This is a genomic window from Paraburkholderia sp. J8-2 (assembly GCF_905220195.1).
Taxonomy (GTDB): Bacteria; Pseudomonadota; Gammaproteobacteria; order Burkholderiales; family Burkholderiaceae; genus Paraburkholderia.
On the sequence record NZ_CAJMZA010000009.1, the window covers coordinates 50,857 to 75,436 of the forward strand.

19 protein-coding genes and 1 tRNA gene are annotated in these 24,580 nt (G+C 62.4%); 9 read left to right on the forward strand and 11 right to left on the reverse strand.

From position 1 onward, the window contains the following. Nucleotides 1–29 precede the first annotated feature (29 nt). The 8 genes from U5A52_RS20750 to U5A52_RS20785 form a co-directional block, all read right to left on the reverse strand. Entirely contained in the window at nt 30–836 is an 807-nt protein-coding gene (locus U5A52_RS20750; RefSeq protein ID WP_321912341.1) for a hypothetical protein, read from the reverse strand. Then, complete coding sequence (locus U5A52_RS20755) at nt 833–3,082, reverse strand: cation:proton antiporter (RefSeq protein ID WP_321936061.1); 2,250 nt, start codon at nt 3,080–3,082, stop codon at nt 833–835. Before U5A52_RS20755 ends, U5A52_RS20750 begins: the two co-directional genes overlap by 4 nt. Before the next feature lie 12 nt (nt 3,083–3,094). Next, the gene (locus U5A52_RS20760) at nt 3,095–3,682 is read right to left on the reverse strand and encodes a LutC/YkgG family protein (protein WP_321936062.1); all 588 of its coding nucleotides are present in this window, start codon (nt 3,680–3,682) and stop codon (nt 3,095–3,097) included. Further along, nucleotides 3,669–5,063 carry a lactate utilization protein B gene (locus U5A52_RS20765; RefSeq protein WP_321936063.1) on the reverse strand — a complete coding sequence of 465 codons (1,395 nt, stop codon included), beginning with the start codon at nt 5,061–5,063 and terminating at the stop codon, nt 3,669–3,671. The genes U5A52_RS20760 and U5A52_RS20765 overlap by 14 nt, the downstream gene beginning before the upstream one ends. After that, nucleotides 5,060–5,803 (reverse strand): (Fe-S)-binding protein, encoded by a 744-nt coding sequence (locus U5A52_RS20770; RefSeq protein ID WP_321912347.1) that lies wholly within the window; start codon nt 5,801–5,803, stop codon nt 5,060–5,062. The genes U5A52_RS20765 and U5A52_RS20770 overlap by 4 nt, the downstream gene beginning before the upstream one ends. A gap of 120 nt (nt 5,804–5,923) precedes the next feature. Next, nucleotides 5,924–7,135, reverse strand: a complete 1,212-nt coding sequence (locus tag U5A52_RS20775) for a porin (protein WP_321936064.1) — start codon at nt 7,133–7,135, stop codon at nt 5,924–5,926. Between the two features lie 153 nt (nt 7,136–7,288). Further along, complete coding sequence (locus U5A52_RS20780; protein ID WP_321936065.1) at nt 7,289–8,740, reverse strand: APC family permease; 1,452 nt, start codon at nt 8,738–8,740, stop codon at nt 7,289–7,291. 289 nt (nt 8,741–9,029) lie between these two features. Then, complete coding sequence (locus tag U5A52_RS20785) at nt 9,030–10,037, reverse strand: AraC family transcriptional regulator (RefSeq protein WP_321936066.1); 1,008 nt, start codon at nt 10,035–10,037, stop codon at nt 9,030–9,032. A 207-nt stretch (nt 10,038–10,244) separates the two neighbouring features. On the opposite strand from U5A52_RS20785, the gene U5A52_RS20790 reads away from it, so the two are divergent. The 5 genes from U5A52_RS20790 (at nt 10,245) to crcB (ending at nt 16,158) form a co-directional block, all read left to right on the forward strand. Further along, nucleotides 10,245–12,227 carry a primary-amine oxidase gene (locus U5A52_RS20790; protein ID WP_321936067.1) on the forward strand — a complete coding sequence of 661 codons (1,983 nt, stop codon included), beginning with the start codon at nt 10,245–10,247 and terminating at the stop codon, nt 12,225–12,227. Between the two features lie 7 nt (nt 12,228–12,234). Further along, nucleotides 12,235–13,215, forward strand: coding sequence for a hypothetical protein (locus U5A52_RS20795; RefSeq protein WP_321936068.1), 981 nt, complete (start codon nt 12,235–12,237; stop codon nt 13,213–13,215). Between the two features lie 48 nt (nt 13,216–13,263). Further along, nucleotides 13,264–14,742: a phenylacetaldehyde dehydrogenase StyD gene (styD, locus tag U5A52_RS20800; protein WP_415774029.1), complete on the forward strand. Its 1,479-nt coding sequence runs from the start codon at nt 13,264–13,266 to the stop codon at nt 14,740–14,742. A 120-nt stretch (nt 14,743–14,862) separates the two neighbouring features. Next, complete coding sequence (locus U5A52_RS20805; RefSeq protein ID WP_321936069.1) at nt 14,863–15,609, forward strand: SDR family oxidoreductase; 747 nt, start codon at nt 14,863–14,865, stop codon at nt 15,607–15,609. A 168-nt stretch (nt 15,610–15,777) separates the two neighbouring features. Further along, nucleotides 15,778–16,158 (forward strand): fluoride efflux transporter CrcB, encoded by a 381-nt coding sequence (gene crcB / locus U5A52_RS20810; protein ID WP_321912362.1) that lies wholly within the window; start codon nt 15,778–15,780, stop codon nt 16,156–16,158. Nucleotides 16,159–16,225: 67 nt separating this feature from the next. Here the strand turns inward: crcB and cfa are convergent, their stop codons facing one another. Further along, nucleotides 16,226–17,389 carry a cyclopropane fatty acyl phospholipid synthase gene (cfa, locus tag U5A52_RS20815; protein WP_321936070.1) on the reverse strand — a complete coding sequence of 388 codons (1,164 nt, stop codon included), beginning with the start codon at nt 17,387–17,389 and terminating at the stop codon, nt 16,226–16,228. A gap of 235 nt (nt 17,390–17,624) precedes the next feature. On the opposite strand from cfa, the gene U5A52_RS20820 reads away from it, so the two are divergent. Further along, nucleotides 17,625–18,041 carry an HIT family protein gene (locus U5A52_RS20820; protein ID WP_321912365.1) on the forward strand — a complete coding sequence of 139 codons (417 nt, stop codon included), beginning with the start codon at nt 17,625–17,627 and terminating at the stop codon, nt 18,039–18,041. 20 nt (nt 18,042–18,061) lie between these two features. Here U5A52_RS20820 and U5A52_RS20825 read toward each other — a convergent pair whose 3' ends face one another. Continuing rightward, nucleotides 18,062–18,733 (reverse strand): nitroreductase, encoded by a 672-nt coding sequence (locus U5A52_RS20825; RefSeq protein ID WP_321912366.1) that lies wholly within the window; start codon nt 18,731–18,733, stop codon nt 18,062–18,064. 86 nt (nt 18,734–18,819) lie between these two features. Then, nucleotides 18,820–20,025 (reverse strand): porin, encoded by a 1,206-nt coding sequence (locus U5A52_RS20830; RefSeq protein WP_415774030.1) that lies wholly within the window; start codon nt 20,023–20,025, stop codon nt 18,820–18,822. A gap of 220 nt (nt 20,026–20,245) precedes the next feature. Here U5A52_RS20830 and U5A52_RS20835 point away from each other — a divergent pair. The 3 genes from U5A52_RS20835 to U5A52_RS20845 all read left to right on the forward strand — a co-directional run bounded on the left by U5A52_RS20835 (nt 20,246) and on the right by U5A52_RS20845 (nt 23,960). Next, nucleotides 20,246–20,336, forward strand: a tRNA-Ser gene (locus U5A52_RS20835). 672 nt (nt 20,337–21,008) lie between these two features. Then, nucleotides 21,009–23,324, forward strand: coding sequence for a M23 family metallopeptidase (locus U5A52_RS20840; protein ID WP_321936071.1), 2,316 nt, complete (start codon nt 21,009–21,011; stop codon nt 23,322–23,324). Nucleotides 23,325–23,327: 3 nt separating this feature from the next. Beyond that, the gene (locus U5A52_RS20845) at nt 23,328–23,960 is read left to right on the forward strand and encodes a hypothetical protein (protein WP_321936072.1); all 633 of its coding nucleotides are present in this window, start codon (nt 23,328–23,330) and stop codon (nt 23,958–23,960) included. Nucleotides 23,961–24,580: the final 620 nt, after the last annotated feature.

Consider the following 24,580-nt stretch of genomic DNA (forward strand, 5'->3'; position numbering starts at 1 on the left):
GAGTCTAGCGCAATGGCTCGCTCGCGTCGCTACGTAGCGGGCGCATTCATGTGCGCGAGCGCGTCGCGCATCGAATCGCTCGGCACCACGAGCTGTCCCGTAAACGGCGTATCGAGGTCGGCGATCACGAAGACCGCCGACGAAATGGACACCGCGCCCAGTACGATCAGCACGATCGCGAGCGCGTTATGCGGCGCGACAAGGCCAAAGCTCAGAAAGATCAGCACCAGCCAGAGCGCCAGCATCGTGAAGAACGGCCGCGAAATCGAGCCATGCGCCTCTTCGATGAGACGCCAGCGCGTATCGGTCACGCGGTCGAACATCTGCGCGAGCGGGCTCACGAGCGCCTGGTGGTAGGCGTCGTGCGGCACGAGCGTGTCGATTTCGTGCCCCACCGAATCGAGCAGCGCGCCGAGCTGCCGGCTCTCGAGTTCGTCGTTGCCAACGCCTGGATCATGCGGATAGTAGTTGCCCGGCGGCGGCTTTTCCTGCTCCCAGGTCGAGGCGATGGCGCTTGCCGTATAGGCGCGCAGCAAGGTGCGCGCCGTTGCCGCGTCGGGACCGTAATCGCGCAGGCGTTGATCGAGCTGGATCAGGTCCGCGGCGTAGGTGCGCATGTCGTTGGTCGCCGTATCGAAGCTCGATTTCGCCGACGCGGTGAGCAAGCTCAGCACGAGCGCCGCAAACGTCACCAGCATGCCGATCACGAGTTGCACGAGCTGCACGGTTTCATGCTTGCGATGCTCCTCGGGCAACAACGGCCGCAGCAGGACGCCCAGGCCCGTGCCTCCGAGCAGCAGCACGAATACGAGCACGGCCTGCTGCACTTCGGTCATGGCGACGCCCTCCGCTCCTCGGCGGAGGCGTTTTCCACCGGCGTGGCCGCATCGCCGGGCGCCGCTTCGGGTACTTCCGATGCAGCGGGCTCCGTGTGCGCATTGGCGCCGTTCAAAGCGTCGATGCGCGTATGAACCGCCTTAGCCTTCGCTTCAGCCTCGCCCGGCACCAGATCCGGGTGCGCCCGCGGCACCGCGAGCTTCCACGCGACGTCCAGTTCGCGCTGGATCGAATCGTAGATCTCTTTCGAAATGGAACGGTCTTCGTACATGGCCTGCACGCGCTCGCGCCCTTCGCGCAGCGCGTAGAGCAGCAGCATGCGCCGCTCGAGCACGTCGGCCGCGTGACCGAAACACTGGCGCACGTCCTCAAGCCCATGTTCAGCCTTCTCGATGCGCGTCTTCAAGATTGTCTTGAGCAGCGCCGCGAGACGCTCGCCTAGCAGCGGCGTGAGGCTTTGGTCGTTGAATACGATCAGCTGATGCAGCACCACCCGGCGACACATCAGGAGTTCGAAGCGATCGGCGAGTGCGTCGACATACGGCTGCTGCAAGCGCAGCCAGCGATAGAGCAAGCGCGCGATGCGCATGCCCGCCGTATCCGCGAGAATTTTCGCCGCGGCGCGCTGATAGCCGAGGCGCCCGCCCGCGCGCGCCTCTTCGATCATGGCGTCGGTGTTGCGCATCATCGCGTCGAGATTGCGGATCGTGATGATACCGCTGCCGTACTGCGGAATCAGGTCGCGCTCCTTCGCCGCGAGCGTGACGAGGCCGATGACGAGACGCTCGCGGTCGGAGAGCGCGGCTTCAATATCGTACCCCGTGGCGCCGATATAGACGCTCTGCCGGAACGTGTGACAGGCCTCGTCGGCGATCGCATCGGGAATGTGAAAGGTGCGCGCCGCCATATGTACGCGCTCGGATACGCCAATCGACGAAAGCTGCACCGCCTTGCTTTGCAACGCCTGCTCCTGCGGCGAGAGCAGATCGAGATGCAGCCGGCGGATCAGCAGCTTGAGCGACGTGCCGTTCACGATCAGGCTCACGAGCACGAAGCCCGTCGCGAGAATCGCGACGAAACGGCGTGTGGAATCGGGCAGCGCCGTGTCCTGCGCGAGACCGAGCGCGAGCACGAGCGTCACCGCGCCGCGCAAGCCGCCCCAGGCAATCACGAGCTTGTAGGCGGCGCTCACCGGCTCGGTGAGCCGCACGCGGCTCAAGAGCGGAAGCATGCCGAACACCACGACCACGCGCGCGACGAACGCCGCCACCACCACCACCGCGAGCGCGACGAGATCGATCCACTGCGCGTTTCGCAGCGTGGCTGGAATTTGCATGGCCGCGAGCAGAAAGATCGCCGCGCCCGCCATGGCCGCGATCTGTTCCCAGATCAGTTGCAGATGTTTCCAGTTCACAGGCGACAGGCGCGTGCTCCCCAGGCCGCTAATGACGAGCCCGGCCGCGACCACAGCCACCACGCCCGAGACGTGCAACATCTGGTCGGCGAGAAGATAAAGCGGATACGGCAGCGCGAAACTGAGCGATATCTCGGCCTTGCCCTCCCCGCCCAGCAACGGCAAGAGCCACGCGAACAGGCGCCCGGCCAGCGCCCCGACCAGCAGGCCGCCGCCAAGCGCGATACCGAGTGCACGCAGCGCGGCCGTGGCCGACACATTGGCGGCGTCGCCCGTGATCGCGGCGATCAGCACGCCGGCAATGGCAATGGCGGCCGCATCGTTGAGCAGGCTCTCGCCTTCCACGAGGCGCACGAGCCGCTCCGGCGCGCCCACTTCGCGGAACACGGCCAGCACGGCGGAGGGGTCGGTGGTCGCGATCATCGCGCCGAGCAGGAGGCCGTCGGCGAGCGGACCGAGACCCGTGAGCCGGACCGCGCCGCCCACCACGCCGGTCGCGACGAACACGGCCACCACGGCGAGCAGCAAAATGGGCGCCGCGTCGCCGAGCATCTCGCGCACGTTCACACTGAGGGCGGCCTGGAACAGCAGCGGCGGCAGGAAGATCCACAAGTACGCCTCGGGCGGCAGCCGCGGCGCGAGCGCAGGTATCACGAAGTTGGCAGAGAGCGCGGGCCAGGCCTCGCCGCTCACGAGATAGATGCCGCCGAGCGTGAAACCCCACGCCGCCAGCAAGACCGATTCGGAAATCGACCAGCGCAGGCTCACTGCCTGAACGAGCGCGATGCTCGCCAGCAGAAAGCCGCTCAGGAGAAGGACGTGGATGACCATGGCGTGCAACCGTCACGGCGCCGGCAGCCACACCACCGTCAACGACCTCACGCCTTGCGCCCCCTGGATCAGCACGCCTTCGATATCGGCCGTCGCGGACGGCCCCGTGACGAGCGCCGCGTAGCGCGAGCCGCGAAAATCGTCGCGCCGGTACGCGTCCTGCAAGCCCGCCACCAGCTTCGCGGGATCGAGCAGCACCACGAGATGCTGCACGAGATAGCCAAGCGCGTTCACCACGTACTCGCGCTCGCTCAGCCACAGCGAACCCGTTTCCGCGACGCCGAAGCGCGCGCGCACCACCCCGACGTCGACGTCCTGGAGCGACGCCGGCTGCGTGGCGGCGCTGATCTCGCGCGTGCCCTGCACCTCCGGCGTGGCCGACGCGATGCGCGCCTCGCTGCCAAAGCGGCGCAGGATCATGGCGCGCACCTCGGCCGCGCTCTCCACCTCGGTCTCGCTGCCGCCCATCAGTTTGAGCGCAGCGCAAAAGCGCTCGCGCAAGTCGCCAGGAGGGGCGGCGAACAACGGCACCTCGGGCAACGGTTCGTGCGCGGGTTGCGCGGCGCGCACGCGCGCGAGAAATGCGTCACGATCCGCCATCGCCGCCTCCCTTGCGGTTTTTCCGGTACCACGCGTGGAACGTGGTGTGCGGCACGTGCGGCAGATCGCGCTGTTTGCCCCAGATATTGAGCGGGTTGTAGAGCATGAAGTTGGGCAAACGGCGCAACGCGCCCTCGAGTGACTTTACCGCGCCGCGATAAAGCGTCGGACTGCCGAGCAACCGGCCGGCCATCTTCAGCACTTCCTGTTTCACGAACGGCACTTCGTGCTGCGCCGCGATGACTTGCCGCCACTGATAGATCTGCTCGTGAATATTGATCTTCACCGGGCACACATTCGTGCAGCTGCCGTTGAGCGTAGACGCGAACGGCAATGCGCTGAAGCGCTTGAGATCGAAGGTCGGATTGATGATCGCGCCGATCGGCCCCGCATAGGTGCTGCCGTACGAGAGACCGCCGCTGCGCCGGTACACGGGACACGTATTCATGCACGCGCCGCAGCGAATGCACTTGAGCGAGTACCAGAACTCGGGCATGGCGAGCCGCTCGGTACGGCCGTTGTCGACGAGCACGAAGTGCATTTCGGCGCCGGGCCGCGGCGCGCGAAAATGCGAGGTGTATTGCGTGATGGGCGAGCCGAGCGCACTGCGCGAGAGCATGCGCACGAATACGCCGAGATCGGAAAGGCGGGGAATCAGCTTCTCGATGCCCATCGAGACGATATGCAGCGGCGGCACGTTGGCGGAAAGGTCCGCGTTGCCCTCATTGGTGCAGACCACCACCGTCCCCGTTTCGGCCACCGCGAAATTACAGCCGGTCATGCCCGCCGTTTTCTCGCGCACGAACCACGGCCGCGTATTCATGCGCTGGCTTTCCGCCAGGTAGTGAATGTCGTTGTTGTGCGGGTCCGTGCCAATGGTGCGGCCGAACACTTCGGCCACGTCGTCGCGCAGCTTGTGCACGGCGGGCACGACGATATGGCTGGGCGGCTGCTTGTCGAGTTGCTGGATGCGCTCGCCCAGGTCAGTCTCCATCACCGAGATGCCGCGCGACTCCAGATACGGGCGCATCTCGCACTCGTCGGTGAGCATGGACTTGCTCTTCACGAGCGCGGTCATGCCGCGCTCGCTCAGAATGCGATACACGATTTCGTTGTGCTCCTCGGCCGTATCCGCAAAGTGCACCTGTACGCCATTGGCCTGCGCCGTGCGCGTGAAATGGTCGAGGTAGTCGGCAAGATGCGAGAGTGTATGCGCCTTGATTTGCGAGGCGAGCGTGCGCAGCATTTCCCATTCGGGAATGGCGTGAGCCTGCGCGTCGCGCTTCGAGCGCAAGTCCCACAGACGTTTGTCGTGAAAGGCCACATGCTCGGGCCGCGAGAGAAACGCGCCGGCGAGCTTTGCATGTTCGACTCGCTTCATTCGCGCGCTCCGTTGAGCACCTGGGCAATATGAATGAAGCGGATGTCCGCGCTCATGCGTTCGGCGCAGCCCTGCTGGTGCATGAGGCAGGACATGTCGGCGGAAACGATGTACTGCGCGCCCGCGCTCACGTGATCGACCACCTTGTCCTGGCCCATGCGCACCGACACCGCTTCTTCGGTTACGGCGAACGTGCCGCCAAAACCACAGCATTCGTCGGGGCGCGCCGGCTTCACGAACTCGATGCCCTTCACATGTTCGAGCAGCGCGAGCGGCTTCGAGAACACCGGGCCTGCGATTTCGGAAACGGACGCTTCCTTCAAATGGCGCAGCGCGCTGCAGCTATTGTGCAAACCTACGCGCCAGGGAAATTCGGCCCAGGGAAATTCGCGCGCGCCCAGCACGTCGTGCAGAAACTCGACGAGTTCGTACGTGCTCTCGCGCACCTTGCGCACCGCTTCGGTCTGCTCGATCGCGGTGAAGTGGTCGCGCACGTGATTCACGCAGCTCGCCGAAGGCCCGACGATATAGTCGTAGCCCGCGAAGGCGCGGGCAAATACCCGCTCCGCGCCGGCTGCCTCGGCCTGCGCGCCGCTGTTGGCCATGGGCTGCCCACAGCAGGTTTGATCTAGCGGATAGTCGACCTCGCAGCCGAAGCGCTCGAGCAATTCCAGTGTGGCGATGGCCACCTCGGGGTAGAACGCGTCGATGAAGCAAGGGACAAACAAGGCAACTTTCATGTGCGGGCTCACACGAAAAGCGGACCCGAACATTCTACTGCCGAACGGCGCGGGCGGCTTGCGAAGCGTGCACGCGCGCGGAGTTGCCGCGGCGCATCATGCTGCGCCGCGGTTCCTCGCTTAGAAGTTGTGGCGAATGCCCGCGATCACGGCGAGTTGCTTGTCGGTGTCCGAATTCACGAGATTCGGGATCTGCGCCAGGTTCTGCGTCGCGCCGCTCGTGGCGTCGATCCCAAGCCCTGCACCCGACGACTTCTGCCCGATCGCCACGGCATAAACCGCCGTACGCTTGGACAGGCTGTACACCGCGCCGAGGTTGATCTGATGCAGCCGCGTGGACGATCCGCCGTCCGGATGCGCATCGTTGAAGATATAAGCGAAGCCGAACTGCAGCGCGGGCGAGTATTGCCACGTCGTGTTCAACTCGGCAATGTCGAACGAGATGTCCGCGCCTTGTGGTCGCGCCGCGTCCGCGAAATAGAGACTCTGCGACAAACGCGTGTGCGTATAGCTGAGCGCCACGCTGATCTTGTCGAACGCGTACGAGCCGCCTGCGCCAAAAATGCTGATGCGTTGCGCGTTCTGTAGTTCGCAGTACGATGCATTTGGATTGCTGCAGCTAAAGTCACCGATATAACCGCTCTCGCCGCCGAGCGCTGCCTGCAGCGGATTGCGCAATTCGAGGTAACCGGCAGAAAGCGAAAGCGGCCCATTGGCGTAATTCGCAGCCAGCGACCAGCCACGGTTCTGCGAAAAATTCCCCGCCACCCCGCCAAAACTGAACAGGCCGCCTAGCGTGAAACCGCCGAAACTCGGGCTCACATATTTGATCGAGTTATTGAAGTTGAACGCTTCGTTGAGATTGTCTACGTCCCCGAAGTGCGAACCGTAGAGCGTTGCCCAGTTGTTGCTCGACACGTAGGCGCCCAGGTCGTCGGAAAACGGATCGTACTGGCGGCCAAGCGTGAGCGTGCCGTAGCGGCTGTTTGCGACCCCTACCCAGGCATTGCGGTTGAAGAGTGTGCCGCCCTGCAGCAGTGCACCGTTTTGCGAAAAGAAGCTGTTTTCCAGTGTGAAATTGACGCTCGTGCCGCCACCGATCTCTTCGCTGCCCGTGAGACCCCAGCGCGACGGCACGAGGTTGCCGCCGCCCAGTTGCCAGTTTGCGTGGCCGCTCGTGCTGCCGTCTGCGTGCGTGGTCTGCTGGTTGGTCGAATAAACGAGGCCCGCGTCCACCGTGCCGTAAAGCGTGACTGAAGATTGCGCGTGCGCGCCAATCGCAAAGGCGCAGGAAGCCAGCGCCAGCGCCGTGCGCTTGACGGTATTTGCCATGTCGTTGTCTTTTCGAAGAGGAGGTAGGCCACGCCCTTGCATGCATGCACGCGACCGGAGCGCGGCGCGTCTGGCGCGCCGCTCTTGTCTGGAACTACGGGAAACGCAGGAAACTGCGTGAATCGAACGCTTCGCGCGAAGCGCGCCGCGGTGCTATTGACCGAATCGCGCGTAGATGTCCGGGCGCGAGCGCTTGAGGATGATCGCAATCGCCACGCCGACCAGTGCGGCCGCGAGCACGATCCAGGGGAACGCGCGCACGACAGGGCTATCGGAGCCGGCGAGCGCGTCGAGGTTGCCGATCAGCACGATGCCGATGGAGAGCAGACCGCAGCCGCCGAGCACAGGCGCGAGGAACGCGTGCCAGAGGCGCGTGTCCTTTTTCGTGGCGCGGAAAAATGCCGCCACCGAGAAGCTCGTGACCGCCTGCAGCATGACGATGCCGATGGTGCCGAGCGCCGAACCCCAGCTGAACACGATATTGAACGGATCGCTGCCCGCGACTACGAAAAGACTCACCGGCACCGCAACCGAAAGCGTCTGCAGATAGCTCGCGAGATACGGCGAACCATACTTCGGATGCAGACGATCGAGCACGGCCGGAAGAATCCCTTCACCCGAAAGTGCGTGGATGTAACGCACGATCGTGTTGTGGAACGACAGCAGGCTCGCGAAGATGCTGGAAAGCAGCAGGAAGCTCATCGTCGTGGTCATCGCGCCGCCCAGGTACTGCGTCGACTGGATGAACCAGAAGTCGCCCGGCTGCTTCGTCGCCACGTCCGTCACGTTGCTGATGCCGTAGGCGCAAACGATGGCCCACGTGACAAACGCGAAGAACACGAGAATCAGCGTGACGGAAACATAGGTGGCTCGCGGCACCGTGACCTTCGGGTCGCGGCACTCCTTGCCGTAGATCGCCGTGGCCTCGAAGCCGATGAACGACGCGAGCGCGAACATCACCGCAATGCCCAGATGGCCGCTGAATACGTGGCGCGGCGAGAACGGCGCAAGCGTGAGGCCGTCCGGTCCGCCATGATGAATGACGATCGCGAGGCTCAGCAGCAGCAGGATGCCGAGTTCGAGACACATGAGCACGCCGAGCAGACGGCTATTCAGGTCGATGCCGCGAATGCCGGTGAACTGCACGACGACGAGGCACGCGAACGAATACGCGTACCACGGCAGCGAACTATGCATCAATGGCCCGAGCACCACTGTGCAGAAAAAGCCGAACAGGCCGTACAGCGCAATCTGGATGCTCGTGTACGAGAGCAGCGCGACGAGCGCGCCGGCCATGCCGACGGGACGCCCGAAACCTGCCGTGATGTAGGCGTAGAACGCGCCGGCGCGCACGATGTGCCGGCTCATCGAAGCGAAGCCCACGCTGAACACGAGCAGCACGACGCCCGCAATCACGAATGCGCCGGGAATGCCCGCGCCGTTGCCAAGGCTGATGGCCGGCGGCACCGCGCCGAGCATGCCGGTGAGCGGCGCCGCTGCGGAAATGACGAGAAAGACGATCTGCCAAAGCCCGAGCAGGCTGCGTTGTGAGTCCACTGCCGCGTCGTCTCCAACGAGGTGAGCGGGAGAATACGGTTCGTTCATCGTTGCCTCTGCTGGTGTCTGTTCTGGGTTCGCCGTACGACACGATGAAGAACCGCGTGCCTCTGGCGCTCGACGAATCGAATTTCCCGATTCGGATTGAGCGCATGGTAGGCAGCTAATAAATTCGCCGACTTGGCGCAACGCGCCAAATACTCGATAAAGTGCGCCAGGGCTGGAGCGGGTTTTCACTTAACCGCCGTGAAGCGGTCGAGATTACCTTCGGCATCCTGATCAATGCCGTGAGCTGGAAATTCGTACTTTATTCAGTCCACATACTTACCGACAGCCATCATTTAGCTTTCACTGCTTGCCAGTTGCGCGTTGCGCGCCATAGCACGGTGGCGTCGGCATACCCCACCGCGCGGGCCACAGCAGCGTTGGTCATGCCCTCCTGCTCGCGCAGCACCGCCACGCTGCGTTCGCGCTCCTCGCGAATGATCTGGCGCACGGAAGTGCCGGCGTCGGCGAGATGCCGCTGCAAGGAGCGGTCCGAGAGCCCGAGGTCCTTCGCGATATCGCCGACCACGAGCTTCTCGCGCGCGAGCCGCCGAGTCACGAGATCGCGCACCTGGTCCACGAGCGTATGCGGGATCGTGTCGCGCGAAATGAGGTCGGTGGCGTGGCGCTCCATCATGCGCGCCATCTGCACGTCGGCGCTTTTGAGCGGCGTGTCGAGATCGTGCGGGTGCACGACCACGCCGTTTGCGGGCTGCTGGAAGCGCACCGGCACGCGAAAGAGGCGCATATACGGCTTGAGATCCACGGGCGCCGCGTGCTCGAAATGAATCTCACACGGCGTCCACGCCGCGCCCCGCACCTGACGAATCATGTGGCACATCGCCGACACGCTGTATTCGGCGTCTTGCCGGCGCGGCCAGATCTGCGTATGTGCAATGCGGTAGCTCCACATCGGCCATGCGTTGTCGGTCACGAGATCGACGGCCGTTGCGCTCTGCCACGAGCCAAGCGTATCGGTGAACTTACGGATTGCGGCGCCGAGCGTGGGCGACGACATGAACACGAGGCCAGCTGGCCCCAGTTCCGTGAGCTGCAATTCGGCGCCTAAGCGCAGACCGAGAAACGGTTCGTCGAGCACCTGCGCCGCGCGTTCGAATGCGCCCACATAACGCCCCAGCGCCACGATTTCATAGGGATTGGAAAGCTGCCGGCGGCTCAAGCCGAACTCGGCCAGCAATGCATCGCAGTCCGCACCAGCGGCGTCGAGCGCACGCACGATGGGACCCATCACGGCGCCACGAATCATGGGGAAACCGCTATTGACAGGCACTCTTTTCATGTCTCGCTCCATTAGGGCCTGTATGCGCCGACGGCTTGAACCATCGTTCGTCTCTGGCGCACTCTATCGCCCCTTTGGCGCGTTTTGCAAGCGCGAAAAAAATACGGCGTTTCTACGATTGACCCATCGACAAGGCATGAGACGAATGCGAATTCCTCATACCGTCCCCTGCCCTGTTGCGCCCAACGTCATCCTTACGAAATGCTTATGAACACGAAACCGAACGCGCATCCGCTCGACCCATTGAGCCTCGCCGAAATGCAGCTTGCCTGTGACATCGTGAAAGCCGCCGAGCAGCTCGATGAATATGGGCGCTTTCCCGTTACCGAACTGCATGAACCGCCCAAGGCGGAAGTGCTCGCCTACAAACCCGGCGAGTACTATTCGCGCCGCGCCTTTGTCATCGCGATCGACCGCACGCGCAGCCAGACGCTCGAATTCGTCGTGGACCTGCGCGAGAAAAAAGTGGAATCGCGCAAGGCGCTCGCACTGCAAAGCGCGCCCTATGGCCAGCCGCCCGTGATGATCGAAGACTTCATGAATGCGGAGCGCATCGTGAAGGAAGACACTGCGTGGCGCGCGGCCGTCAAGAAGCGCGGCCTCACCGACGACGATCTCGAGCGTGTGCAAGTCGATCCGTTCTCCGCAGGCGCCTTCGACCGCCCTAACGAAAACGGTCGCCGCCTCGTGCGCTGCGTGAGCTACTACCGCGAGTCGTTGACCGACAATGGCTATGCGCACCCCATCGAAGGCGTCGTCGCCGTGGTGGACCTGCTGGCGCACAAGGTGATCGAGCTGATCGACGACGGCCGTATCATCCCCATCCCGCGCGCCAAGCACAACTACGACACGCCGAGCCTCGGCGAGCCGCGCACCACCGTCAAGCCGCTCTCCATCAGCCAGCCCGAAGGGCCGAGCTTTACGATAGACGGCTGGCAGGTTAGTTGGCAGAACTGGAAATTCCGCGTGGGCTTCACGCCGCGTGAAGGGCTCGTGCTGCACCAGATCACCTGGGACGACGGCAAGAGCGCGCCGCGCCCGATCGTGTACCGCGCGAGCGTGACCGAGATGTGCGTGCCCTACTCGGACCCCACCACGAACCACTACTGGAAAAGCGCGTTCGACGCGGGTGAATACGGACTCGGCAAGCTCGCGAACCAGCTCGAACTGGGCTGCGATTGTCTTGGCACGATCCGCTATTTCGACATTCCTTCCGCCGACGATTTCGGCAACGGCTTCACCATGAAGAACGCCGTGTGCCTGCATGAAGAAGATTACGGCACGCTCTGGAAGCACTACGAATTCCGCACCGGCGTGTTCGAGATGCGCCGCTCCCGCCGCCTCGTCATCTCGTTCTTCGCGACCGTGGGCAACTACGACTACGGCTTTTACTGGTACTTCTATCAGGACGGCACGATCCAGCTCGAATGCAAGCTCACGGGCATCATCCAGACTTCGGCGGTGGCAGACGGCGACACGTACCCGTGGGGCGGCATGGTCACGGAAAACCTGGGCGGCCCGACGCATCAGCACTTCTTCAACGCGCGCCTGCACATGATGGTGGATGGCGAGAAGAACTCCGTGACCGAGCACGAATTCGTGCCGCGTGCGATGGGCGCGGAGAATCCGTACGGCAACGTGTTCGATACGACCAAACGCGTGCTCAAGACCGAGCAGGAAGCGGCGCGCAACGCCAACGGTCAGACCGGGCGCTTCTGGAAAGTCGTGAATCCGAACGTGAAAAACCGCGTGGGCGCGAATCCGGGCTACAAGCTCATCGTCAACGACTCGCCGCTCATGCTCGCCGATCCCAACTCGAAGGTGCGCCAGCGCGGCGGCTTCGCCACGCGCCACGTGTGGGTCACGCCGTACGACACGACGCAGCGCTACGCGAGCGGCGATTACCCGAACCAGCACGCGGGCGGCGACGGCCTGCCGCGCTACATCGAGGCGAACCGCAACGTGGAGAACGAGGACATCGTGCTGTGGCACAGCTTCGGCCACACGCACGTGTGCAAGCCCGAGGATTTCCCCGTGATGCCGGTGGAGTATGCGGGCTTCATGCTCAAGCCCAATAACTTCTTCTACGGCAATGCGGCGATGGACCTGCCGGGCGGGCGCGATCCGCACAGCGTGCAGGACGGCGCACCTGCGCCCGAAGCGAAATCGTGCTGCCACAGCAAGCAGTGAGCACGCAATGATGCCGCGCGAGCGCCGCCTTGCTGTGATGCACGTGGCACGGCTCTTGTGCCTCTGGGCGGCGATCACAGGCGGCGCAAGCGCGCTTGCCGCAGGCATCATGAGCGCGGCGATGCAGGCCGGCGCATCGTTCGCCACATTCGCCGCAAGCGCAATTGCCTTGCTTTCGATGGCGCTGCTGCCCGGCGTGCTGGCACGCTGCTTCGTTACGCGCGCCACCGTACCGGTCGCGAGCGCACTCGCACTCACGATGGCGGCAATGGGCGAAGGCGCGCGTGCCGGCGCGACGGGGGCACAGACGCCGCTCATACTGGGCGGCGCCGCCCTGATCGCCGCAGCGTGCCTGCACTTGCGGCGTACAGGTGAGAACGCCGCAAGCTCGACGCATAGGCACGCAACGACGCCAGCGTGGCGCAACGGCATGCTGCTCGTTGCACCCGCGCTGCTTGCCGGGCTTTCGAGCGGTGTGCTCGCGCGCTTCCAGTTCTTCGCGCTGTGCGGCGGCGCTGCGGTTTCCGTGACACAGGTGGCGATCTCGCTCGCCGTGGTGGGCGTCGCAGGCTGGCTCGCCGAGCGCGTCGATTACCGGCGCGCGCTGCTAGCGCTCTTCGTATTGCGCGGCGCGTTGCTCACCGCGCTCACGATAGATTCGCTTGCACCGTGGGCCGCGCTCGCTGCGCCCGCTTTCGCCGTGCTCGACTATCTGACGCTCCCCACGCTCATGCGCGGCGGGCGAGCGACCCGCGCATCGGGTGCCGGCTGCCCGGGCCTCGCCCACCATGCCGGCATGCTGGCAGGCGCGGCGCTCGCCACCACGTCATGGGGCTTTGGACAAGGGTTCTACGTGCTGTTTCTCGTTGGGGGCGCGCTCAATCTTGCATGCGCATACGCATTCGCGGCCCCGCGCCGATTCCGCACGCGTACCCCCTACTCCGCTTCAGCCGCACTCGCGGCGGGCAGCACGATCGACTTACGCTGAAACCACCACCCAAATACGTTCGCATTACTACCTAAACCAGGAGACGGTATGGACCGCCAGGACTTCACGCACACGATCCGCACGCAGATGTTCGTTGACGGACGTTTTAGCGAAAGCGGCAACGGCCGCACGTTCGCCGTATTCAATCCCGCCACCGGCGCCGAGATCGCGCAGGTGCCCGACGCGAGCGACGCCGACATCGACGCTGCCGTCACGGCCGCGCGCCGCGCTTTCGAAGCCGATACGTGGCGAAGCATGCCGCCGGCCGCGCGCGAGCGCCTGCTGCTCAAGCTCGCCGATCTCGTGGAGCAGCACGGCGACGAACTCGCGGCGCTCGAAACGCTCAATCAGGGCAAGCTGCTGGGCTTTTCGAAGATGCTCGAAGTAGGCGGCAGCGTGCAATGGCTGCGCTATATGGCAGGCTGGGCGACCAAGATCGAGGGCAGCACCGTGGATCTCTCGCTCGCGTTCCCGCCCGGCGTGCGCTACAACGCCTCCACGCGTCGCGTGCCCGCAGGCGTGGTCGCCGCGATCGTGCCGTGGAATTTCCCGCTGCTGATGGCGGTCTGGAAGATCGCGCCTGCTCTCGCCTGCGGCTGCACCGTGGTGCTCAAGCCCGCCGAGGAAACACCGCTCACGGCCATACGTCTCGCCGAACTTGCACACGAAGCCGGCTTTCCGCCGGGCGTATTCAACGTCGTCACGGGCCAGGGCGAAACGGCGGGCGCGGCGCTGGTGCGCCATGCGCAGGTGGACAAGGTCACCTTCACGGGCTCGACCGAAGTGGGCCGCATCATCGGCAAGCAATGCGCAAGCGACCTCAAACGCGTGTCGCTGGAACTGGGCGGCAAGAGCCCCGTGATCGTGCTCGACGACTGCGATCCGCAGCGGGCGATCGAAGGCGCGGCCGGCGCGATCTTCTTCAATCACGGCCAGGTGTGTACGGCTGGCTCGCGCCTGTATCTGCCGCGCGCGCGTTACGAGCAGATCGTCGATGGCATCGCACACGTTGCGCGCGCAACGGTACTCGGCTCGGGCTTCGACGCGGCCACGCAGATGGGCCCGCTCGTTTCGGCGCGCCATCGCGCCAAGGTTGCGGGAATGATCGCGCAGGGACGCGCCGAGGGCGGCGACATCGTGGCGGGCGGCGGCGATGGCAATCGTCCTGGCTACTTCATCGAGCCCACCGTGATCTCGAACGCGGCGAACAAGCCGCTTACCGTCGTGCGCGAAGAAGTGTTCGGGCCGGTGCTCGTCGCCATGCCGTACGACGATGTCGAGGAAGCCATCGCGGCGGCGAATGCTTCCGAGTACGGTCTTGGCGCCAGCGTCTGGACCAACCAGCTCGACCAGGCTTTGCGTGTGGTGGATGGCGTTCAGGCAGGCACGGTATGGGTGAACACGCACAACATGGTCGATCCGGCGCTGCCCTTCGGCGGCTTCAAGGCCTCGGGCATTGGCCGCGAGCATGGCCGCGCGATCATCGACGCGTACACGGAGACGAAATCCGTCTGCATCGCCTATTGAGCGCCGCCGTGCATTGTTAATCGAAATGGAATGATGAAACCCGGCGGCAAGCAATGATCGCCGCCGCGGTTTCATTCATGATCGAGCCCGTCCACATCACTCACGAGAAGGGTTCCGATCATGAACGCATCCGCGAACGCGAGCGGCGTCGCCATCGTCACGGGCGCCTCGCGCGGCATAGGCGCCGCCATTGCCGAACGCCTCGCACGCGACGGTTACGCCGTCGTCATCAACTACGCCTCGCGCAGCGCCGAAGCCGAAGCGCTGGTCGCGAAAATCGCGGCGCAAGGCGGTCGCGCCATCGCTGTGCAAGCGAACATCGCGAAGGCCGACGAAGTGCGGCGGCTCTTCGAAACCACAGCAGAAACGCTGGGCCAGCCCACGTTGCTGGTGAATAACGCAGGCATCATGAAAACGGTCACCGTTGCGGAATCGACCGACGCACTCTACGACGAAACCTTCGACATCAACGTACGCGGCACGCTCAACACGCTGCGCGAAGCGGCGACGAAACTCGCGGACGGCGGCCGCGTGGTCAACTTCTCGACCTCCGTGCTCGCGATGAACCTGCCCGGCTACGCGCTCTATACGGCAAGCAAGGCCGCTGTGGAGACGATCACGCGCGTGTTCGCACGTGAATTGCGCGGACGCTCCATTTGCGTGAACGCGGTCGCGCCGGGGCCGGTGGCGACGGAATTGTTCCTCAGCGGCAAGACCGAAGAGCAGGTCCAGCATTTCGCGAACATGCCGCCGCTTCAGCGCCTCGGGCAACCTGACGACATTGCGAGTGTCGTGTCGTTTCTCGCCGGGCTGGACGGCGGCTGGGTCAACGGCCAGGTGCTGCGTGCGAACGGCGGGATCGTCTGACGCACCGCCCTGCAATGATTCGAGACAGAACCAGGTCTGAGGATAAAGCGCCATGGCATGGAACCGCCGGTCTCGGCCGGTGCTACACTCCGTGCTCGAAAGCGGTAGAAAAACAGAGCCGGCGGGATGGCGCGCCGGCGCATATTGCGCCCTCAACCACTCCAGACCATGTATCTGTCCATCCTCGCCGTCGGCATTGGCGGCGCGCTCGGTTCGCTGCTGCGCTGGGTTCTCGGGCTGCGTCTGAATGCCCTCTACCCTGAGCTGCCGCTCGGCACGCTCGCGTCGAACGTCATCGCGGGCTATGTGATCGGCGTCGCAGTCGCGTACTTCGGACGCATGCCGCAGCTTTCCGCCGAATGGCGCCTCTTCGTGATCACGGGCCTTATGGGCGGGCTCTCCACGTTCTCGACCTTCTCAGCAGAAGTCGTTTCGCATCTGCAGCACGGACGTTTCGGCTGGGCCGCGGGCGAAATCGCCATACACGTATGCGCCTCGGTCATCATGACGATCCTTGGCATTGCAACGGTCTCGGCACTGATTCGCTGATGCGCACAGCAAACGGCCGCGTTCGCCATTCGCGCAACGCGGCCGCATGGGTGATGCGACGGGAAGATCAGGCAGGACGCTGATAGCCGCCCAGCAAGCCGTTCTTCGAAAACACCCACTGCCACAACTGGATATCGCGCGCGCGGAATGCCCCGGCGCACGACAGCAGGTAGTAACGCCACATGCGGTAGAACCGCTCGCCCATCTGCGCCTTGAACCGCGGCCACGCTGCCTCGAAATTCGCATGCCACGCCATGAGCGTGCGATCGTAGTCGGCGCCGAAGTTATGCAGGTCCTCGGTCACGAAGAGGCCGCCCGAAGCGTCGGCGATCTGGCCGATAGTCGGCAGCATGCCGTTCGGGAAGATGTATTTGTCGACCCACGGGTCGGGCGTGGTGTCGCGGCGGTTCTTGCCAATGGTGTGCAGTACGAAGAGACCGTCGTCGGCAAGACAGCGCTGTGCGACTTCCATATAGGTGCGATAGTTCTTCGGGCCCACATGCTCGAACATGCCCACGCTCGCGATGCGGTCGAACTTCTCGTCGAGCAACCGGTAGTCCTGCAAACGGAATTCGACGGGCAGATCCTTGCAGCGCTCGGCGCCGAGCGCGGCCTGCTCCTTCGAGATCGTCACGCCCACGCACGACACGCCATAGTTTTCGGCCGCGAATTTCATGAGGCTGCCCCAGCCACACCCAATGTCGAGCAGGCGCATACCGGGCTTCAGACCCAGCTTGCGGCAGATGAGATCGAGCTTCGCGTCCTGCGCCTCATCGAGTGTCTTCGCGCCGCCCGACCAGTAGCCGCAGGTATAGGCCATGTGCTTGTCGAGCATCGCCTCGTAGAACTCGTTGCCGATATCGTAGTGCTGCTGGCCCACCTTCCATGCCCGGCGCACGGTCTGGCGGTTCATGAGGCGCGCTTTGAGCGCGTAGAAGACGAGACGGGAGGGATCGATCTGGTCATCCAGATGCGCGCGCAACACATGTGCGAAGAATTCGTCGAGTTGCTCGCAGTCCCACTGGCCGTCCATATAGGCCTCGCCAAGGCCCAGGTTGCCTAGCGCCAGCACGCGCTCGGGCACCTGCGGGTCATGGATGCGCATGTCCCACGGCCGGGTGCCGTTGAATTTGACGTCTGCGCGCGCCAATAGCTGGGCTATAAAGCGCCAGGCCCCCGATACGGCGGCCTCACGAACGGGATGAGCTGCTTCGAGATCAGTCGTTGCCATACGTGCTCCATGTCGGCTGGAGTCGGGTCCTTGGTACCTTGCTCCGCTGCCATTCAAGAGGTTGCAATCAAGACATTCGTCGTCGCGCGCGCTGCGAGAAACTCTATGATGCACCTACTTCAAAAAACGTGCAGGAACACGCACAGCCCATACAGGGCGGGCCATAATCGCAAACTCGACAAAACCCATCGCCCGGACGCTGGCAAACAGCGCGCCTGAACTGGAGAAACCCACCATGGCCTATGACGATAAAAATATCTTCGCCCGCATCCTGCGCGGCGAAGCGCCCTGCATCAAGGTGTATGAAGACGACGCGACGCTCGCGATCATGGACGTCATGCCGCAATCCGAAGGCCACTTGCTAGTGCTGCCGAAGGAAGGCGCTGAATTGATTTACGATCTTTCGCCGGAAGCCGGTGCCGCTGCGATGGCGACGGTGCAAAAGATGGCGGCTGCGCTGCGCAAGGTACTTGCACCCGAAGGCCTGTTGATCGCGCAGTTCAACGGCGCCGCCGCCGGGCAAACCGTACCGCACGTGCACTTTCATCTGATTCCGCGCCGCGCGGGCGAAGAACTGCGCCCGCACTCGCGTGAAATGGCCGACATGGCGCAGCTCGAAGCGCTCGCCGCGCGCATTCGCGCAGCACTGTAAGCGATATGTATTATTAAAGCTTAAATGCCGTCGAATTGAACGAATTCGTCGAGCGGTGCGCGCGCCGAGCGCCACTGGTTAATAGGCGCGCGCGTGTCTTCATGACCGATCGCCATGCCGCAGAACACCATGCGTTCGCGCGGCAAGGCGAGAAACTCGCCAACGCTTTGCGCGTAGCGCGCCCAGCATTCCTGCGCGCAACTATGCAGACCGGCTTCGCGCAGGAGCAGCATCACCGTCTGCAGGAACATGCCGAGGTCGGCCCATTGCGGCGGCCCCATCTGACGATCCACGGTGCAAAAGAGCGCGAGCGGCGCGTCGAAAAACGCGTAGTTGCGCGCAAACTGACGCAACCGGCCCGGCCGGTCCTCGCGAGCGACGTCGATGCTTCGGTAGAGATCCTCGCCCACCTGATAACGACGCTCGCGATACGGCGAACCCAGGTCGCGCGGATACACGTCGTACTCCATCGGCTCGCCCGCAGGCGCCTGCGCAATGCGATCGGCCATGATCGACTTGAGCTTCGCGAGCGATTCGCCGCCCACGACATGAACGTGCCACGGTTGCAGATTGCCGCCAGAGGGTGCGCGCGCAGCGGTATCGAGCACCCGGCGAATGACGGCGGGGTCCACCGGATCGGGCAAAAACTGACGCACGGACTTGCGGCTGGTAACGGCTTCGCTGACCTTCAAGCAGGTTCTCCTCGGGGGATCGACGAATCATTATCGGCGATCCCCCGCGCGGCTGCCGACGCTTGCCGCAGGTGCTCGTGCTGGCGTCAGAACTTGTGACGGATCCCCACCACGACGAGCGCCTGATTGTCGGCGCCCGAACTCACGCCGAAGTCGCCAATCGATGCCTGCGCAGCGATGCTGGAGCCATTCGTGCTGAGCGTGTGGCCGCTCGCCTTCTGGTAACCGGCGAGCGCATAGAGATCGGTGCGTTTGGAAAGCGAGTAGTCGCTACCGAGGTTCACCTGGTTGTAGTGCGCCGACGAGGGGCCGGTGAGCGATGTGTAGTTGTAGCCCGCGCCCGCACGCAGCGCCGGTGTGATCTGATAGTTCAGGAACGCCGAGCCGCTGTTGAATTTTGCGGTTTGGTGGAAGGTTGAGTACGCATCGTTTGCGTATTGCGTGTTCGACCAGGCCAGCCCGAAACTCAATGCGCCCACCGCATAGCTGCCGCCCGCGCGCACGATCTGGATGGAGCTTGCGCTCGCGAAGCCCTGATTGATGACCGTGTTGAAGAGACTGTCCGAGCTGCTCGTCCACGTGCGCACGCCGGAAGTGAGCGTGCTGCCGCCGTTGGCGAAGAAGTAGCCTGCCGCGAGCGAGAGCGGGCCGTTCGAGTATGCGGCGCCGAAGCTGTAGGTCTGGCCGCTGCCGGTGGCGCCAGCTACGCCGCCGAAGGCGTACAACGCTTCGAACTGCAGCCCGGCGATGAGCGGGCTCGCGTACTTGACCGAGTTGCTCACGCGCAGGCTGTTGTCGTAGTTGTCGAGGTCGCCTGGCGTGCCGAACACACCGCCGAATGGACCGTCGGCGGTAAGCGGCTGCACGAGATCGACGAGCGGATCGTACTGGCGGCCGAGCGTGAGCGTGCCCCACGTCGTGCTGGCGAGACCGATGATGGCCTTGCGCCCGAATTCGCGGCTGCCCTGCCCGAGCGCGCCGGTGCCCACGTTGAAGCCGTTTTCGAGCTGGAAGATGGCGGCGAGGCCATTGCCGAGATCCTCGGTGCCGCGCAAGCCCCAGCGGCTGCCCGAGAGATTGCCGCTGCTGAACTTGACGAGCGTGGACTGGTTCTGGCCGCTCGTGCTCTGGACATTGTGCACGTAGGCGATGCCGGCGTCGACAATGCCGTACAGCGTGACGCTGCTTTGTGCGTGAGCGGTGGTGGCGAGTGTCGCGCAAGTTGCGGCGAAGGCGAGCGCGAGCGCAGCGGTTAGCGGGCGGCGTGAGAGGGCGGCGTTTTTGTTGTTCATGCAGGGCGTTCCGTTGCGTGTGGTGGTGGTCGCTGCGCGGTCCTTGCGAGGCGGCTGCAAGGCCGGTGCGGCAACGTTACGGAAAGCCCGGGAAGCGGGGAACGAACGATTGCTGCGTTGCTTAGGGGATTCGGCGGACTTTGCAAAGCGCAGAGCGTGCCAGCTTCTGCGTAAGCGCTTTCCTCCCGCGCGCGGACTCTGCTATAATTCGCCTCCCGCCGGAGAGATGGATGAGCGGTTTAAGTCGCACGCCTGGAAAGCGTGTATAGGTTAATAGCCTATCGGGGGTTCGAATCCCCCTCTCTCCGCCAGAACAAAACAGCAAAACCCCGTAAGTTCAAAGACTTACGGGGTTTTTGTTTTTCTAGTCTGTCAATTAGCCAATTAGCTAGCGCGAGTTCTGTGCGTCCGTATCGTCGCGTTCTTCGACCGCTAATAGTCTGAAAACTGTCCGTATGAGCGGATTTGTATCCATCCGAAGCCGACGGATGCCAACGCGGGTCGCCCACGCGCACGGGCAATGCGAAACCTGATCTCGAGTGCCCCGGGGCAAACGCGAACTTTGCGCAGATGCATGCAAACGCGGTTGCGCTTGTTTTTCAGAGTTGACCTATATCTGTGCTCCCGAAATCCGGCTGACATTCATAGTCCGGCGGTCCTTGGCCGTCGCGTGTAGCCGGTCAAAATACTCCCCGGCTGTTTTTCATTCACAACAAAACCACCATGAAAGACACAATCTACGCCGCGCTGCGAATAGGCGCCGATATAGGCGCGTCAACGTTCAGGTCGCGACACGCGCGCAGACTGTCCTGGGACAAACCGGAGGGCGATGCCGGCGTGCCACATTTTCCGCATTCGCATCGGGTACGCCTACCGGTCAACATCTCCATGCGCTCTGATCCCTACACAATACCGGCAGCCTCATGATAATCAGCCCGCCTTTTCTTTCAGCGAGGGGGCCGCAGCAGAATGACGACATGCCCATGGCAGCGCCAGGCGACTCAGTCGCACCCGACGGTGACGTATGCGCCGCCAACATGCTGGAATGCGCACCCGGCAATGGCGCCTATCCCGTCAGTTTCAACCTTGGCTGGCATGGCGGCGCACACCTGATGGCTCCCTCCGACGGCAATCAGCCAGCCTACGTGCGCGCAATTGCTGACGGCAAGGTCGTCTATTTGCGCAAGACCGGGCCCAACGGCAAGCCGACGCTTCACTACCGTAACGTGCGCACGGACGACGGCTGTGTCGTCATCCGGCACGATACGGAAATCGGCGATGGCAACAACGCAAAGGTCACCTACTACTCGGTGTACCTGCATCTGCAGACCGTACAACCGACGCTCGCCGTTGGCGGGAAGATCTATCGCAAGGACCTGCTCGGCACACCCGGCCAGATATACGGACAGTATCCGCAGATTCATTTCGAAATCGTCTGCAACGAGGCAAACCTGAAGAAGATCATCGGCCGCGCGCCGGGTCCGGTCGGCGCACAGGGACGCACGGATGCCGTCTACGGTGACAACTGGTTCTTCGTTCCGCGCGGCGCGAAACTCTTCGCCAGTGAGCCGCACCCTTTCCGCGACGATGACAGCGCGCCAGCGGTTGGCTCGATACCGCCGCAATCCCCCCTCGTGGTGGCCAGCACCAGTCGCGACATCGTCATCCGCATGCATTACGAGAAGGACTGCACGCTGACGACTTACGTGCAGGATGTGGACGGCAACTGGGGGGTGCTCGGTGCGATGCCGCCAGAACGCGACGCGGAATACAACCTGTACAAACGCGCTACGGCGCTAAATGGACGCTTCCTTGACGGTAGTATCGCGGGTGTGGGTGCGGCTTCCGTGGCGCCATCGCCCAGCGCATTGTTCGAGATGCTTCGTTTTGGGCGCTGTATCGGTGAACAGCCAGCCAGTGATGTTCAGCTCAATCACTGGCGAAAGGTGAAAACGCCGGATGGCGACGGATGGATCAACTTGTCGAAGTCGAACGTGCGCGTCTACAGCGACGCAGATTTCCCCGAATGGGCGGGCTGGAGTTTCATCAACGATGACCCGACACCCGACAGCCTGTGTGATTCGCCAACGGTTAGACGCTGGCTGGACCTTGATCGTTCTGGCCACGTCAATCATGCCGAGGCGGTAGAGGCGCTGAACGTCGGAACGGTTCGGCAGCGCATTGCGCACGCGGTCTGCAAGTTCCCGACCGAATGGAGCAGGAACGGTCTCGAAGCGCGCTATAACTGGCTGAAACGTCCGCACGAGGCGTTGACCAATCCGCTGTCCGATGCCGAATTCAACAGGTTGATGGATCACGCGAATGACTTTGCATTCTGGGAGGATGTCCAGGACGCGGATTTCCCGCCCGCCAACGAGTGCTGGCATTTTCCGCCGACTGCGTTCGTAAGGCAGTTCAGGAAGTGTGCGTGGTTTAGTGCACGCGAGTTGAAGCAGTTCGTTCCGCGAGAGGTATTGCGTGAAGGCCCGCGTCATGCGGTCTATTACGAGCGTGTAGATTGGACCGCCTCTCGTGAAAGTCTTGTACGCGCGTACGAGTCATCGTTGAATAAGATGCTCAGAAAATACCTGATCAATTCTCCCAGTAGAGTTGCCGTTTTCTTCGGCAATGCCATGCAGGAAACAATCTGGCTTAGCGTGTTGCATGAAAACAATCCGGGGATGTGGTATTACCCATGGGATGGGCGAGGCTTTCTCCAACTCACGCACCCCGAGAACTATTTTAGTTACTGGGACTTCAAAGGACGTAGCAACCAGATCTCAGAACGGACTCGAAAAAAGATATTACAGGCTCATGCAATGGCTGACTCGCATCGTTCGCAAGCTCAACAATACAACTCAGACAGCGCTAATGGAACGACTCCAATCTTAATTCAGTGGAGAAACGACCTTGGCGATGAAAATATAAATCTTGATTTAATATCGCCAGCAGATAGCGCCGGATTTTATTGGTCAAAAATGGGGATGGCCAAATATGCCGACTGCGATATCAGACTGCAACAACGGGAAGTTTCAGCGACACGCCCACCGCCTCAACATCCGGCGAGCAATGGAAGCCCCGCAATCAAAACCTATTATCACAGCGAGAACTTCCGTGATGCATCGGCAATCGTCAATCTACCGGCTGCCCTTGGCCATCCGAATCAACCATTCAATGGATACATCGCACGCTGCGGCGGGTTTGCCCAGGTACTAGCAGTTGTTGGTGAATACCGATTTCCTGATGCGCAGGGAAATCTCCTGGATTTCCCCAAGGGTAATCAACCACGCCGAGATTGAAAAATGATTAATCAAATTATTGCTTTTTCATATGCGATTTTCATGCTTTTACCATCCACAGCCCAAAGTCGAGATATATCTGCCCGGGACGTTGTGCTACAGGTTAAATCATGCAAATTCCGATTTCAAGACACGCTCGAAAGCTTGATAACTACCCCCCGGAAAGAAAACGATTTCCAATCGGCAGGCTACTCAGCGGTGGTACATATTGCGAGTATGGAAAAAACATTTGGCTTCAACTTTTCCTGCCACTCACAATTTCGCGATGAAAATGAAGTGGCGGCGGATTACGGTGGTTATCTTAAGCCTGGGCAAAGCAAATGGATTTCCGCTTTTCCGGGTGCATCACCAGATGAGGTGTCCCGACTGCGGAAGGTGACAAAAACGTTACCACTTATCTCCAGAAACGGTCGCGGTTTCTATACGATTCAAGATGAAACTGTTGGAGAGCCGGCTCGCCGCGTCCGACATTTTTCGTACTGTCTGTTTCATAAAGCGCAGGCGATTTGCGGAGACGGTGAAGTAAAGAGACTCGCGGACACTAAAAGTGACATGCTTCCTTATGCGCTGAGCATCCTCCGAAACATTGAATTCATTGACTCTCCAAGCGCATCCACTAAGCCTACAAACCCATGATCATCATGATCCGACTCGGTGACCCCGATCACAATGGCGAAGTGATCGCGTCATATGGAGTTGCCCCTGTATATCTGTACACGCGAATACGACTAGATTGAGAGCGCCGCGGTACGGCAGAACTCGCGAGGCGAACGCGATTTCGAGTTCTTGCATATGACACTAGCGGGGTCACTCAGGAGACGATTGACTAGCAGTCGCGGTGAAGCGTGGTTTATCGAGGAACAGGGAAAACCGCTCGCATTTCCTGAAGGACGACAACTGAGAAGAGACTGAACGATGAAATCTAAGCTCGAGATTTTCTTGTTGGCGTGCTCCATTATTGTCGTACGCGCAAATGTGAGTCTAGCGGCTACCCCATCAGGATCTGGCACAAGCGGCAGGCGCCGCTGCATGAGGCACAATATTCAACGGACAAAAAACGAATGACTTGAAGCCGCAACAGAAAGCAATCGATAACGTGCAGTCACGCTGCCTGTCGTTGAACACTCAACGTACGAAGGAAGGACAAGTCACCAAGGAGAAAAAAGCGTCGGGCCACGGCCCGACGCCGAATTCCCGCGTACTGCTTCGAGGACCGGCGCGGGAACGAGAGGACTTCAGTATCCCCTCTCCCGCGC